Below are 14,586 nucleotides of genomic sequence, written 5' to 3'. Positions count from 1 at the left end.
TAATTTAAAAAATCTTACTACTTTTAGATATTTTCATAATTATTAATCTTGATTTTTCACTATTAGTTTAACAAAAATAGCTCCTCAGAAACAATAGGTTCTCGAAGAGCTATTTTACTTTAAAGTCTATTCTTTTCTATTCCCACTCAATCGTAGCACAAGGCTTAGGACTCAAATCGTAGCACACGCGGTTCACGTTCTTTACTTCGTTCAAAATCCGGTGGGTAATTTTCTGGAGGACGGGCCAGTCGATTTCTTCGATGGTGGCGGTCATGGCATCAACAGTGTTGATGGCGCGGAGGATGACGGGGTATTCGAAGCTTCTGGCGTTATCGCGGACGCCGACGGATTTAAAGTCTGGGACAACGGTAAAGTACTGCCATACCTTTTTATCCAGTCCGGCCGCTGCAAATTCTTCTCTCAGGATGGCGTCGGATTCTCTGACGGCTTCGAGGCGGTCACGGGTAATGGCACCAAGGCAGCGTACGCCAAGGCCCGGGCCCGGGAAGGGCTGGCGGTAAACCATATCGTCTGGCAGACCAAGCTCTGTGCCGCAGGCGCGGACTTCGTCCTTGAACAGCTGGCGGACAGGTTCGACCAGCTCAAACTGTAAATCCTCGGGCAGGCCGCCGACATTGTGGTGGGATTTAACCATTTTGGCGGTTTTGGTGCCGCTTTCCACGATATCCGGGTAGATGGTTCCCTGTCCCAGGAAGTCAATGCCCTCCAGTTTACGGGCTTCTTCTTCAAAGACGCGGATAAATTCTGCGCCGATGATCTTGCGTTTTTCTTCAGGGTCAGCCACACCGGCCAGCTTGGTTAAAAAGCGTTCAGTGGCATCCACATAGACGAGGTTGGCGTCCAGCTGGTTTTTAAAAACCTCGACCACGCTTTCAGATTCGCCTTTACGCATGAGGCCGTGATTGACGTGGACACAGACAAGCTGTTTTCCGATGGCTTTGATGAGAAGGGCGGCTACAACGGAGCTGTCCACACCGCCGGACAGGGCCAGCAGAACCTTGCGGTCACCTACCTGGCGTTTAATAAGCTCAACCTGGTCGGCGATAAAGTTTTTCATATTCCAGTTCTTTTCTGCTTTGCACTGTACCAGCACAAATTCTTCCAGGCTTCCCTTTAGTTCTGCTTCATCCTCAGGCCATTTTTCCAGTGTGTCCGCGCATTTGGCCGGGGCATGGTCTACTGCCAGCACCGGACATCCTGCTTCGTAAACCCACGGGCCCACATCTATTTTTTCACCGTCTACCACGTTATTCGGGCCGCCGTTTACGATAATCCCTTTGACATTTGGCAGGGCTTCCAGTTCTGCCTTTGTAATATCGTGAGGGTAAATTTCACTGTATACGCCCAGGCTGCGGATCGCTCTGGCCAAGGTTGTGTTTTCGGTATTTCCCAAGTCTAAAATGACAATCATGTCTTGTTTCATCTTCCACTCTCCTCAATAAAATTTTAAGATAGTTCGTGTTCTTATTTTATCATAGGAGAATGGATGCCCGCAAGCACAACGGCCATATGCCACCAGCCTATTTTTTACGTCTTCTGAGGTACAGAGCCGCGATCAGGACAGCCACCACCACAAACACACCTACAAGGATAAAGGTCGTTGTCTGGTGGGACCCTTCAATTCCCGTCTGTGTATTTTTACCCATTTCGGACGCTCTGGCCGTATCTGCTCCCGATTCCTGAATATTCTGATCCGGTTCTCCCGTACCCTCATTGGGCTGTGGATCAACCTCTGGTGTTACGGGTTCTTCGGACAAATCACTGGTAAATGCCTTGATCATGGCATTGCCGTAGTTTCGGGTGGCCGTTTCACCATATAGCTCAATGGTCTCATCGGGCAGGGCCTTGACATCCTGCCAGCCTTCACCGGCTTTTTTGATAAAGCTCTGCCCGGCGTCTGCCTGCGCAATACAGCGAAAGGTTCCCTCCATACCATAGAAATCATACGCGCCGGTTCCAGTCTCGATGGGCCAGTAATACCCGTCACTGCCTGAAATTTCCTGGATAACAGCAAAGGTCTCGCCCGCCTCCAATGGGACGGCCTGCTCCAGAGAAAGAGTATGGTAGCCGCCGTATTTTACAGTCTCTGTCTGATCCGCTGCCAGTGTTCCGCTCTCTGGATCATTTTTATCCTTTAAATTCTGATAAACACGGGTATGAACCGTTGATCCTGGGGTAATGGTAACCGCGGAGACAGCCTTCAGGCTTTCGTTTCCAGCGGCTGTAAACACATTGGCGGCCTCAGCAGACTGCTCCTGAAGCCCCATCGGCGCATAGGATTTTAGCCCCAGAAAATCATACTGATAATTATGGTCATAGGAAAACTGCCCATCCCCATCCGGGATATCCACCTGATAAGAGGCAAAGGACTGTACGCTCCGGTCATAGTAAGACAGATAAAAGTACCCGTCGTTACCCCAGCCGCTGCCCCAGCTGTTCTTGACGATCCAAGCGCCGTCGCCCTCCGGGGCTTCGGCAAAATTACCGGCTGAATAGCCATCATCCCAGCCCACAATGGACACGAGGTGGTTGGGCGCCGCATAGGTTTTATTAAACTCGGCGGCATCCTTCTTTCCGGCGCCGTCTGTGCTGTCTGCTGCTTCCTGAGGGGTGCTCTGGCCTGCGGCAAAGTATACCTGGACCTCTCCGTTTTTCATCAAACTTTCCTTAATGGCCTTCTCCGCGTTTTTATCATAGACAAAGCTTTGTTTTTCAGTATCTGTAAAGGTGGCTGTCCCAGGCAGAAAGTCGGCGTTCTGAAGGTGTACGGCCGCGTTAAAAAATTTATCCTCGGCGACTTCCCAGTTCATTTCCTTGGGATTTTCAGTCGGATGCCACTCGTAGGGAGTCCCTTCATAGGGCACATCGGCCTCGGTGTCAACGCCGCACCAGGTAATCAGAGTACCAGTCAGCAGCTCCCGGGTGCCGCCAAGATCCATAAAAAGGCCTTTGACAGAGGCGGTTCCCTCGGCACGGTTATTTACACCGGCAGCATCTGCCAGGCGATAAGCGAAATACGATAAATGCCGTTCGGAATAATCCGGCTCAGCGGCTGTCTGTACCCCTTTATTCTTCTGCTGTGTCAGCACGTTGGACTCAATGGCAGATATCCCGCTGAAAGCCCAGCAGGAGGACCAGGGATTTTGATTTTTCACGCTGGTGCTCCGGCCAAGGGTGCGCAGATCGTAAGCTGCGGACAAAGGCTCATCGTACCTTTCCGAATGCTTGAGATTATAATATGACTGGTCAAGGCCTGGCTGCGCGCTCTCCTGCCCATCCGCATGCACAGGAGACATCAGGCCAGAGGCCATTATGAGCACTGCCGCCAAAATACCCGCTGTCCGGTTAAGGCTGCTTTTCTTTCTGATTTTCATGTTCTCATCCTCCGCTTATTTTTGATTTAATCATACTGTATTTTTTATTCATGGTCAAATTGATTTAAGGCTGACTTTTATAGTATTTTTAATTAAAATACGTTACAATAATAATATACGCACGTATAACAATGCATTTTTGAAAGGAGAGTATCATGCTGAACATTGAAAAAATTCAAAAAGAAGTGGCACCTATTGCCCAAAAATATGGAATTCCCCGGGTATATCTTTTTGGCTCTTATGCACGAGGTGAAGAAAAAGCAGATAGTGACATTGATTTAAAGGTCGATATTCAAGGCACAAAAATTGGTCTTTTTGAACTCTCCGGTCTTCGTCTGGATTTAAAAAACCGGCTTGGTGTTTCTGTCGATGTTGTAACCGAGGGCGGACTGTATGAAAATGTAAAAAATGAAATTTCAAAAGACCAGGTATTAATCTATGAGCATAAAAAATAGAAACATCGACATTGTTGATCATATTTTAAATTACTGCTACCAGATTGACGAAACACTCCAACGCTTTGGCAACAATTTTGACAACTTTCAGGCAGATAAAATATATCAAAATGCTGTTTGTATGTGTATTCTTCAAATCGGAGAACTCAGTAAATATTTAACAGATGATTTTAAAAACCTGTATTCAGAAATCCCTTGGAAACAGATCCGGGGTATCCGTAACATCTTTGCCCATGATTATGGCAGCATTGACGTCCTTACTATTTGGAATACAATAAATTACAATATACCTGAACTAAAAGATTTTTGCGAAAATATTCTGGCACAAAACAAATCTTTAAATCAGGAAGCCTTACATGATCCAGATATCTCCGATGATAATTTTTAAACTAGAAAATTCCCAGGGCATTAATGCCCTGGGGATTCTTAATGCCATATCTCCACATGGTCAAACGCCTGCCCCGGGTACTCGATGACGCCGAGGCCCAGGGTTCTGGCGACGCGGGCAACCTCGGTGTAGGGGATACCAGGGCAGTACAGATCGGCGGCGTGGCCGAAGCAGTGCCAGGAATTGGGGATACCGCCCACCTCGGCATTGCGCTGATCGCAGCGCACCCCAGAGGTGATGATCACCGGGCGGTCAAGGGCGCAGCGCAGTGCCTCAATTTTTTCCAGAAGCTCTGGCGCCATCTCCGCAGGCCAGCCGTCGCAGTAGCCGTCACAATCACAGGCATACTCCTCCATCAAAAAGTGGGCAGTGGCCCAGGGGCCGTCTGTTATAATGGGGTCCGGCGGCAGGGGATGCTCAATGACAAGCCGCTCCTCCGGGGCAGCCTCTGTATTCGCCGGGCTTTCCGCCTCCGACACAGGCACCGTCTCTGCTGTTTCCACGGCTTCCGGGCTCTGTGTTTCGGCCAGGGCTTTTTCCGGCGCGTTTATCCGGGCTGCAAAAACCAGCCCGGTAACCGACCAGACCGCTGCCAGGCAAAAGGCCAGGGGCTTTTTAAAGCGCCCCGGCCCACTGCGCTTCGGTGTTTTTATAATTCCACCTTGCGCACGGTTTTGTCCACATACTGGTACCCGGCCAGCTTTTCCAGTCCCACGCCCGAGGGCTGGAAAATATTCTGGGTGATAATGGTCTGGGCCGAGGCCTCAATCTGCTCCTGGGTCAAATCCTCCAGATAATCTGGAAGGCTCAGGGTCATGCTGTCGCCGTTCTTCATCAGAAAATCCAGCTCCAGCGCTTTGGTAGTTGTTGTCTCCATTTACATTTCCTCCTTTATGCTGTTTCAATATTCTGGTAAGTCATAACGTTGTTGCTGTCTGTTACAATGGGTGTTATCAGCTTGCCGATGGCCTTTCCGGTGAGCACTACCGCTTCCGAAGTGACAACACTCTCATCCAGACCGAGATCTGCGTAGGTGCGAGTTTTCTTTTTAATTTTCCCGTCAACCTCCCCATAATTCAAAATAAGCTGCAAAATATTTTTCAGCTTCACACGCTCATATGCCATTTTTCAACCTCCAATTTATTTTTTAAGGCTTCAGCGGCAGCGCTGCCTTTTTCATAAACGGTGGTCTTTCATCAACCTTTTCTGCTTCGCTAGTGGCCGGCCATAGCGCACCTCCTTTTGTTTTCCGGCAGGACTGCCGCTGTTTTTGCCTTATACCTGTAAATTGTCTCTGGGTACTGCTTTGACCAGAGTCTTTTTTATTTTTTTACAGCTGGCCTTTCAGTCTTTTAAGAATACGGCTGTGGCGGTACTGAAGCGTGCTGTAGCCAACCCCCAGGCTCTGGGAGGTCCCCCTGATGGACTGGTTTTTCCCATAGACTGCTTTTAAAAGCGCCCGCTCCTCTGGCGTCAGCTCCTTGAGCGCTGCTGTCAGGCGCTCAAGCTCCTCCCTGTGGATATAGCCGCTCTCAATATCAGCGCCGGGGTCTTCCAACAAACTGATGAACGTTTCACCGTCCTCATTCCCTGCTTTGGCATCTGCCGGTACATCGCGCGCCAGGCGGCGCAGGCATTTGCGCCGGCGGTTCTGCCCCTTCTGGTACACATAGGGCTTGATAAAAGCCGCGAAGCCCGTTCCGGCAGCCGTGTCAAAAGCCTGTATTCCCTCAAGAAAGGCCAGCCGGGCGTCCTGCAGGCTGTCCTCAAAGCTGTAATTTTCTGTCTTTCCAAATCCTGCCGCCGACAGCATCAGCGGGCGAAAGCAGCGCTCCAAAAGCGCGGCTGCGGACGTATCCCCCTGCTGTGCCTTTAAAGCCAGGGCGTCGATCTCTTTATAATCCATTTTAACCTCCTCAGTTATCCTCATACACATCTGTAACCTCAAGGACCATTTCCGGAAAACGGTCCTCCACCGCGCCGCTGTACTCATAAAACAAATCCTCGGCCTCCTCAGGGCTTCTGGCACAGAAGCCCACGCGCACCCGGCACTCCGCTTCTACCAGGTATGCCCGGCGGCGGTTGAGAATACCGGGGCCTTTTCCATATCGGTTCATATTGTCACCTCTTTTCCTTCTGTTTTCTTTCCCGCGCTGCCCACATGGCGTTAAAGCACGCCACCTCATCCTCCGGATACAGCGACACAATGGCAGCCTTTTCGGCCTCAGTGAGTTGAGGCAGCAGATTGAAGCCGTTGGAAGCAGGCAGCGCCTCAGGAACAGAACCATACGGATAACAGGGTTTACTGTTTACATCATTTATGAACGGTGCAGCCGGGTGTGCGCCCCGGGTGACGCCCTGCGTCCACACCAGGCGTTTCTGTCCGGTATCCATCACGCTGATCTCTGTCTCGCACAGCCCGGTATCAAAGGGCTTTATCCGGTAATCCCCGGCGTGCTGGCTCACGTGAGGTGTATAGTCGATGCGCCCGTGACGGATCAGGTGCTTTCTCTGGGCATTGACCTGAAAGCGGCTGGTCAGCCCCAGAAACCGGCAGACATCACTGTTGGGTGCCTTGAAAACCACCGGCCAGTACCACCTCCCGTCCTCACTGCGGACAGCCGCCTTATTGTTGAAAAACATGAGCAGGTGCCAGAAGGACTGGAGCAGCGGGCCCAGCCTGTCCACCTCCAGCCATCGGTAAAAGGCCAGCAGCTCAGTCAGGTAGTTCACCGTGCCCCGCCTTTCCTGCCCATTGGCGGCAGCCCGGCGTCTCCCCGGCCCACAGCGCCGCCCAAAATACCCGACAGGCAGTCCAGACACTGGGCTTCAACGCGCTCGTAACCCTGGGCCTCCTCCTTTCTTTTCAGGCTTTCCTGCACCTTTTTGCCATAAAGCTGCAGCGATACCTCATATTGCTCCAGCAGCACCGCGATACGTCTTTTCATGGTCTCAAGATTTTCCGCCTGCTCACAGACGCCCATTGACTGAAAAGCCCTCAGACCGTCGTTCATAATGATGGCGTCCTGGTTTTTACAGCAGCCCTCGCAAAAGGCCTGGTAAAAGGTCATGGGCACCTCTCGCCCCAGCTCCAGGGCGCATTGAACACACCCCAGCTGTTTGCTCATGGTCAGTTGGCCAAGCCGGTTTCTTTTGGTTTCATTCATCTTGTAATCCTCCTGTAAAATAGATTGGTTTGATTTCAGCGGTGCACTTTTTTTCTTGCTCCTGCTGATGGTTCTATCTTACAGGAATTTGTGGTTTTAACGGATGCAAGAACGTGTTTTTATTATTATAAATCAAAAATTATTTTTATTCTCTGCCGCCAGCGGTACACGGTGCTCAGCTCTCCGTAAAAAGGCATGGTGAGCACCGGGCGGCCCCGGCGGGGCTTTAGGGGCTTTTCGTCCAGTTCATCGTTTTCAAACACATGTAAAAGGGTATGGGCAACGGTAAACAGGGTATGGCGCAGCCAGCGCCCCGCGAAAACGGGCAGCACACGCTGGCGTCTGGCGCAGTGCCTGCACTCACAGCTGCATACCCACAGCACGTACAGATTGCCCTCGGCGTCCTCCACCTCCTTGGACAGGCCGTTGACTACATGGTTTCTGCCGTTTCTTTTCACCAGGCGCAGGGTTTTCTTTTTGAGCGCGCGCTGGCAGTAGCGGCAGACGTGATGGCTGTGGCCGTGGTAGATGAGCTCTGTAAAATGTGTTCTGCCATCCTTGGCCACGTAGCCGGTATCCACGGCCTCAAAGAGCTCGTAGTGTTTTTTGAGATAGGTCTCCAGATCCATTTCCAGTGCTTCTAACAGTTCTTTTAAACGTTTTGCCAGTGCCATTTTTTCTCCTCTTTTTATGTTCTTATATGCAAAAAACCCTGATGACCACATACACGTGTGTGTACGCGGCCTTCAGGGTTTTGATGGGTGACAGCCAGTGTCCCATTTCCTCTTCTTCCTATAACGCTTTTATGCTCCTGCGATCATGACGCCCACCCCCAAAAGGATGAGCAGGACGTCCAGCAGAAATGTGAGCATTGAAAACTTCTTAAACGCCCTTTTACAGTATAATTTATGAACCATTAACAGCCCGGCGGACACCAGCTCCGCCGCGCAAACCAGCCCGAGGTACAGATTGAGCACCGCGCTGCTGGATTCGATCACAAAGGATAACGGATAGGTGATGAAAAACGCGCCGCAAAAGCTAAAGACCAGGATATAAAACGCGGTCCATTCCAGGCTTGGGCCCTTTTTTTCTGCTGTTTTATATTGGGCATTGATCCGGACCAGCCTTTCTTCTGATATTCTTGCAATCTCAGAATCCGGGGCTTTTTTCAGCAGTCTTTTATAAAGATGCCGGGCTTTTTTATAGTCTCCATGGCGCTCCAGCCTTTGGGCATTTTCAAGGATATCTTCCAGTTGAAACATGTTTCCCTCCTTAATTTTAGAAATGAATATTAATATCTGCAGCGTATTGCGCAATTTTTTGTGCGTCTATAATATTAAGCTTCTGATCAAAATTGACGTCTCCTGATATTTTTTCTGTATTAGGTATAACAGCACCAGATGCTACCATGTTAGCGATTCGCTGAGCGTCAATGATATTAATTTTTTCATCATTTGTAATATCCCCAAGCTTCCTGCATTTTGCACTAATTTTCAAAACGCTATCTTGGTCATTTATCGTGTATACGCCCTCATAAACTTTTTCATTTTCAAGCTTCTTTAACGGAACTGCTTTCCCATTAACAGACATCTCATAAGGCACATAGACTACGCGCCTATCAGGTATACTAAATTGATAGCTCAGGGTATCTCCTTTCTGAAGCAATGCACCAGTTTGAATGGGTTGATTGTTCTGGAAAATATCTATCGTTATGTTTTCCGCCGCTTCTTGGCTCAACCCCGTTTCTATCTCAGGAAGAATAATACGTTCCAACTCATTAATCACTAAATTAGCGGTTAAGGCTTTAGGTTCAGTTATATGGTTAGCATCGGTCAAAAACTTTGCCTCAACAAGATAGTGACCTTTATTTTTAGGTGGTATAGCCTGCGAAATGGATTCGCCTCGTTTTAAATAGCTGTACTCTACGCTAACTTCTCTGGGAAGGGTTCCCTGTATCGACATTGTTTGGGGTGTTCCATCTTCAAAGGTCGTTTTGTCCTCAAAGCTAATCCCTGAAAGCTCAATGACCTTTGGAAAAATCGTCGCCGTTACTCCGCTAGTATCTAAATCATAGTTTTCAGCATCCATTCCTGTCAGTCCAAGTCCATTGATGCGAACCGGTTTATCAACACCAGCACTCTCATCTATAAACTGCAGCTTCGCAATTCCCGAAAGCTGTACGGCTGTTCCTGCGGTCAGTTCTTCTAAGTTAATATACGGATAAGCTGCCAGCTCAGCGTCTTTATTGCCATCATACGTTTTATCCTTAACATTAATGATTGGTTTGATAAGAATTTTATTAGTTAACTCGACATTTACCCGTACGCCTACATTCTGTATACTCGCCCACGCAGGCACCTCTGCAACACCTTCAAAAACATAGGGCTTTTCTAAAACTGTTTTTCCAAAATCTTTTGGGATTTCAGTTGTCCATCGTATCCCCACGTTCTTTTCATTTCCAACAACATTTATCCCCTCTGGATAAATCATTCGGACATTTTCAGGCAAACCCAGTGCCCTATAATTATCATAACCATTTTCATGAATGGTTTTAATAACATCTTGTAATGGACTTAATTCAATGGCCACAGGTTTTACCGTAATTGTCTGTTCAAGTACGCTTTCTTTAAATTTTATTTGATAGGTATACTCGCCTCCTTTTGGCTGGTGAGCCGTTTCAGCAACCCACCGCAGCCCCATCTCTTCTGCGCTCCCTATTTCTACTTTATCGTCAACGTACACACCTTTTACCAGTGCATTCATATTAACATACGCATTGAGGGCATCTGCCGATTTGTTCGCAACATTATTGGCATAAACTTCAAGTGTTTTTCCTGCATCGACCAACTCCACCTCTTTCAGTATATTCTTTATGGTTAACTGCACTTGTGCCACACGCTTGTTGCTGCTGGCTATACCTGGCTCTTTTGGCATAGCCGTAATCTTTAGATTCATTGTTCCAGCTTGCATTGGAGTTCCTGTAATTTCGCCATTATCGCTAAACTGCAGTCCTTTAGGCAATGGTGTTTCTTCGTCTAACACATAATTAAAGCGTTCATTTCCTTTGCTTATGCTTCCTTTATACGCCTGACCAATGAAGCCTTCATCAAGTGTGGGCTCATATGAAAAGGGCATTACTATTACAGGATCACTTTCAAGACTCCAGAATTCCTCTGATTCCTCAATAAATGCTGTGAAATCATAAATTTTTTCACCAGTAAGCCCTTGAAACACATACTCGTCTTGGCCTTCAACATAAGCCTGACGTTCTCCAACCTGATTTTTGGTTCCATGCTCATAAGCTACCAAAAAGATATTCGTTGTACCGTCTATGTTATTCAAAGACAGTGACACCTGATTTTCTGTAAAACGCTTTAATTCAATATTGCCAAGACTCTGCGTTTCTCTTTCCATTTTTAAAGGAATAACAGGATCTTCAAAAGTAAAGCCTTGGTTGTAAATAAGCCTTACGCCTTGGTTCATGTAATTTTGCGTTACGCCATCTATTTTAGTTGTAACTGGCTGTTCGTCATTCATCTCCTTTGTCCATATGGTTATCTTTCCGCCAGTTGCGCGCAAATCTTTTTTAAAGACCTTATCGCCAATTCCTATCTCTTTAATGTCAAAGCTTTCATTTTTATCACCAAAGATGAGGGAAGCAGGATAAACGTTCTGGTTTTCACTATTTTTTGCTGTTACAGACATCTTTTCATTCACGACTTCAAATAAGCCATCGTCAATCACAATATCAATTGTATTGTTTTCTAAAGCGCCAACATCCTGAATTGTTGGATCTACCGACTTCGTTTCTGCCCGTAAATTTCCGCCTGTACTCTTAAATTTAAACGTATTGTTGCTGGCGGCATCAATGTTTAAATCCATATTGTTCTTATTTTTATCCGATACGCCGACAGCAGGCGAAGACGCTGTAAAATTCCCAACATCTTGCGAAGTTGTATTGACAATACCACCTGAAAGGTTCATTTCAAAAACTGTATCTTTTGAAAACATCCCTATCCCTATTGGTGAAGCGCTGCCGGTTTTGTCTGCTCCTGTATTTTTTACGGTTACCTTACCCTGGCTCATATTGACAAAAACCTTTTTAAAAGGCATATTATTTCCTGATCCAATACCAATCACAGGTGCCTGTCCGCTGGTTTCCCCGGTGATCTCTCCACCATGAATGTTAAGCTCGACGGTTTCCTGTCCAAAACCTGCTGTGTTGCCGGTTGTCTCTCTGCCAAACCAGCAGCCTGCCGTACCAATACCAGCACCGCCATAGGCAGATTTAACATCTAAACTTACTTTTGAATCTTCAGGAATATTGCAAATGACATGCTGATTTCCCGCATTTCCATAGCCTGTTCCAATGGCGGCTCCCGAACGAATGCTTTCTCCTCCAGACAGATTATCCTCAGATTCTGTCCGAGCATTAACCACGCCTCCGTTTAAATTAACGGTTACACTGCTGTCGTCACCAGTCTGTCCTGAACCCGGAGTCCCAATGGCTGCTCCCAGTCCTTTGCTTACCGCATCAACGTTTCCTCCATTGATATTAAGCACAAGGGTGGAATTCTTTGTTGCACCAATCGCTGGAGCGTTGTCCTTTGAGGTAGCTGTAAGCGCTCCTGAATCCATATTCAGTGTTGCTGTCGCTTTAAGGCCAGATGGTTGGTTAATGCCAATAAGCGCTTTTTGATAAGCTGCATTTTTCAGTTCTGTTCCCTGCGCCAGTATGACTTTGCCTTCTGTTTCTTCAAAATTCTTAATTTTAATGGTAGATCCGTTGCCTAGTTCAATGGCGCCAACTTCAGCATTGACTTGTTCAATCTTGTTTTCGCCTCTCACCAATACAGTTAAATCAGCATTATTCCCTACTTTAATAGCCGAAGCAAGGTTTGTCCTCTGATTAATGTTATCCAGAATAAGCGTAGCTTTTACATTATCTCCCATTGTAATACCATAAGTCGTTTGTTCATTTGGATTTGACTGGTATATGCGTACCATGTCTCCCTGATTGATCCTTACGTCACCCTTGCTTAAATCGAATGTTTTATCCTGACTTCCCAGAATATAATTTGCATTCAATCGTTCCGGAGAAAAGACTGCATCATATCTTCCTCTGATATTTGAATCATCCGTTGTAATCGAAAAGGCTCCGTTATTAATCTGCGCTGCAATATTGGTTTCACCATCAACCGTCCAGACATTGGTCGCGATTCCACGGTGTCTCAATGCATACATCTGCTCTTTATTGACATTTCCATAATTGGGATCGAAGGCAGAACCCAGCTTTCCCACTGATTTCATAACCTGGTAAACCGCTTCACTGGTACTGCTTCCAGAGTGTGATGAAAGATAACCTAAACCAATACCAGGCATTGTTTTTCCCATAGTACTTATCTGGTTTGCGTTAAAACTAATCACAACAATCCGATCAGCCACGCCTTTCTCCTCAGCCAGATCTTTAATCATTTGGGTTACTTCTGGCTTGGATGTCTTAATCTCAACTACCAAGACCATTTCTGGGAATTCATTGACCATCGTGTCAAAAAGTTCATCTAAAGTTGCAAACTTACTGTTTCCATATTGTCCTGTTTGCTTTAAGGTATAAGACTTTAGCTGATTCAATGTCATCGACTCAACGCTCCCTTTTGCAGAAGAATTGGTTGTATAACCACTTATATCCCCATTATGATTTACAATTAATTGTTTGTCGCTTGTTATGTACACATCACACTCGACGGCCTCTGCGCCAGCCCAGCCCGCTTCTCTCAAAGATTCCACCGTATTTTCCGGTGCGACCTTGGGATAGCCTCGATGTCCGATAAAGGGTGTTTTTCGGCAATAAACATTCTTTCGATCAACCAGTTCGTATAACCGGTAAGCTGTTTCTTCATCTTTTAGCACAATACCATTTGCACCATTGTCCAGCGCTCCCTTTGTTATCGCTTCATCAGTCGAAGCATCGTCCATTACCCAAACAGACAAAAAACGGCTTTGCAGATACTCCATAGATGTACGTTTCATGGACTTTGGTACCATAGCAATAGAAGCTTTGGAGGTGTGTGTCGTAGTAGAAATAAGCTGATCATTTTCAACAGATTGAAACTTCTGTACGGTTCGAATGGCTGAAGGCTCTTCTTCATAAATGTACTGGAGCACCTCACTGCTTTCCGAAACCGCCATTAAATCAAATTCACTATTTAGTCGAACATACTGAACCAATGCTTTTGCTTCCTCAATATTATCCACTGTAAAGGCAGGAATGACTTTTTTCCCGCAGGCTTCAAAGGCCTGTTCTAAATCAATTTGCATTTCTGCACCTAATTGAATTTTGGGTTCCCCCATCTGCAGCACTAAGTCAAACAAGGCGGCCTGTGGGGGCTTATTGCCTGAAAGCCTTGCCGTATCTGCTTGTTCATCCATTTGCAGAACAACGGTCGGCGGTGCCACAATTCCAGTATTCGGTTCATAAACTTCTTTAATTTTATCTGCCTGACTCGGTATTGTGTCAGGCAACGGCTGTGTCTCTTTTAATCTAAGACCATAAACCCGGGCCTTACACCCGTCTGTCTGAAGCGCGAATTTTCCGCTTTCTCCTGATGTAACGCTGTCATAAAGGATCACCGGCTTAGAATTGATGGATTCCATCACTTTGTTGCCATTTACAATCGCTTGAGCTGTATATATTTTGCTGCCATCAATAAAGCTGTCATAACTTGCCGTTTTTACCACATTCCAGTCATAATCGGATGTTCGGTATGCAACCTCGACACCGTTACCGGCAGTGGCATCCTGTCGGATGCACATATTCATATATGGGGCCGGATCCGGTCCAGAACCACCAAGACGATACATCAAAGAAAACCATCGGCTGCTGTTGTCAGCATTTGTTATGGTAAAATCCGCCTCATAAGTAAAATTACTGTTTGTCATATTTTCAGGCAAGCAGAGAATGGTCCCCTTTTCCATTTCAAGGTAGCCATTTTTCATACTGACGCTTCCTTTGTAAACACTCCAGCCTTCAGGTAGCTTGTCCCCTTCCCGGCTTTGAGTAAAATCAATACTGTAATCTGTATCTGCCGCTTTGCCGGGAATACTTGTCAACAACAGAACTGACAGTACAGACAATGCGAGGCAAATTATCCTCTTCAAATATATTGTCATATCATCACTTT

General features: G+C 46.9%; 14 protein-coding genes. 2 read left to right on the top strand and 12 right to left on the bottom strand.

Annotation, left to right across the window (positions count from 1 at the left end; all coding sequences use genetic code 11):
• Nucleotides 1-136: 136 nt before the first annotated feature.
• The gene (gene guaA, locus FYJ53_RS01085) at nt 137-1,444 is read right to left on the bottom strand and encodes a glutamine-hydrolyzing GMP synthase (RefSeq protein ID WP_133968472.1); all 1,308 of its coding nucleotides are present in this window, start codon (nt 1,442-1,444) and stop codon (nt 137-139) included.
• Between the two features lie 97 nt (nt 1,445-1,541).
• Nucleotides 1,542-3,395, bottom strand: a complete 1,854-nt coding sequence (locus FYJ53_RS01080) for a lectin like domain-containing protein (protein WP_148429120.1) — start codon at nt 3,393-3,395, stop codon at nt 1,542-1,544.
• A gap of 155 nt (nt 3,396-3,550) precedes the next feature.
• On the opposite strand from FYJ53_RS01080, the gene FYJ53_RS01075 reads away from it, so the two are divergent.
• Together FYJ53_RS01075 and FYJ53_RS01070 are read left to right on the top strand one after the other, a co-directional pair.
• Nucleotides 3,551-3,850: a nucleotidyltransferase family protein gene (locus FYJ53_RS01075; protein ID WP_074617770.1), complete on the top strand. Its 300-nt coding sequence runs from the start codon at nt 3,551-3,553 to the stop codon at nt 3,848-3,850.
• On the top strand, nt 3,834-4,238 hold the full coding sequence (locus FYJ53_RS01070; protein WP_148429118.1) for a DUF86 domain-containing protein: 405 nt from the start codon (nt 3,834-3,836) through the stop codon (nt 4,236-4,238). The genes FYJ53_RS01075 and FYJ53_RS01070 overlap by 17 nt, the downstream gene beginning before the upstream one ends.
• Nucleotides 4,239-4,276: 38 nt before the next feature.
• Here the strand turns inward: FYJ53_RS01070 and FYJ53_RS01065 are convergent, their stop codons facing one another.
• The 10 genes from FYJ53_RS01065 to FYJ53_RS01020 all read right to left on the bottom strand — a co-directional run bounded on the left by FYJ53_RS01065 (nt 4,277) and on the right by FYJ53_RS01020 (nt 14,575).
• A complete protein-coding gene (locus FYJ53_RS01065) occupies nt 4,277-4,723 on the bottom strand; it encodes a D-Ala-D-Ala carboxypeptidase family metallohydrolase (protein WP_227929902.1) in 447 nt (148 codons plus the stop codon).
• Between the two features lie 164 nt (nt 4,724-4,887).
• Nucleotides 4,888-5,115 carry a DUF2922 domain-containing protein gene (locus tag FYJ53_RS01060; RefSeq protein ID WP_013382495.1) on the bottom strand — a complete coding sequence of 76 codons (228 nt, stop codon included), beginning with the start codon at nt 5,113-5,115 and terminating at the stop codon, nt 4,888-4,890.
• A gap of 14 nt (nt 5,116-5,129) precedes the next feature.
• Entirely contained in the window at nt 5,130-5,363 is a 234-nt protein-coding gene (locus FYJ53_RS01055; protein WP_013382496.1) for a hypothetical protein, read from the bottom strand.
• A 205-nt stretch (nt 5,364-5,568) separates the two neighbouring features.
• On the bottom strand, nt 5,569-6,144 hold the full coding sequence (locus FYJ53_RS01050; protein WP_148429114.1) for an RNA polymerase sigma factor: 576 nt from the start codon (nt 6,142-6,144) through the stop codon (nt 5,569-5,571).
• Nucleotides 6,145-6,154: 10 nt separating this feature from the next.
• Complete coding sequence (locus FYJ53_RS01045; protein WP_090413998.1) at nt 6,155-6,355, bottom strand: hypothetical protein; 201 nt, start codon at nt 6,353-6,355, stop codon at nt 6,155-6,157.
• A 4-nt stretch (nt 6,356-6,359) separates the two neighbouring features.
• Nucleotides 6,360-6,971, bottom strand: coding sequence for a restriction endonuclease subunit S (locus FYJ53_RS01040; RefSeq protein ID WP_148429112.1), 612 nt, complete (start codon nt 6,969-6,971; stop codon nt 6,360-6,362).
• On the bottom strand, nt 6,968-7,405 hold the full coding sequence (locus tag FYJ53_RS01035) for a hypothetical protein (protein ID WP_154556895.1): 438 nt from the start codon (nt 7,403-7,405) through the stop codon (nt 6,968-6,970). Before FYJ53_RS01035 ends, FYJ53_RS01040 begins: the two co-directional genes overlap by 4 nt.
• A gap of 125 nt (nt 7,406-7,530) precedes the next feature.
• The gene (locus tag FYJ53_RS01030) at nt 7,531-8,079 is read right to left on the bottom strand and encodes a hypothetical protein (RefSeq protein ID WP_148429108.1); all 549 of its coding nucleotides are present in this window, start codon (nt 8,077-8,079) and stop codon (nt 7,531-7,533) included.
• A 129-nt stretch (nt 8,080-8,208) separates the two neighbouring features.
• Nucleotides 8,209-8,667, bottom strand: a complete 459-nt coding sequence (locus FYJ53_RS01025; RefSeq protein WP_148429106.1) for a tol-pal system YbgF family protein — start codon at nt 8,665-8,667, stop codon at nt 8,209-8,211.
• 16 nt (nt 8,668-8,683) lie between these two features.
• A complete protein-coding gene (locus FYJ53_RS01020; protein ID WP_154556894.1) occupies nt 8,684-14,575 on the bottom strand; it encodes a glycerophosphodiester phosphodiesterase family protein in 5,892 nt (1,963 codons plus the stop codon).
• Nucleotides 14,576-14,586 lie beyond the last annotated feature (11 nt).

The organism is Eubacterium sp. BL-380-WT-2B, from assembly GCF_009696115.1.
GTDB lineage: Bacteria > Bacillota > Clostridia > Eubacteriales > Eubacteriaceae > Eubacterium > Eubacterium callanderi.
This window is presented reverse-complemented; position numbering and strand designations above follow the sequence as displayed.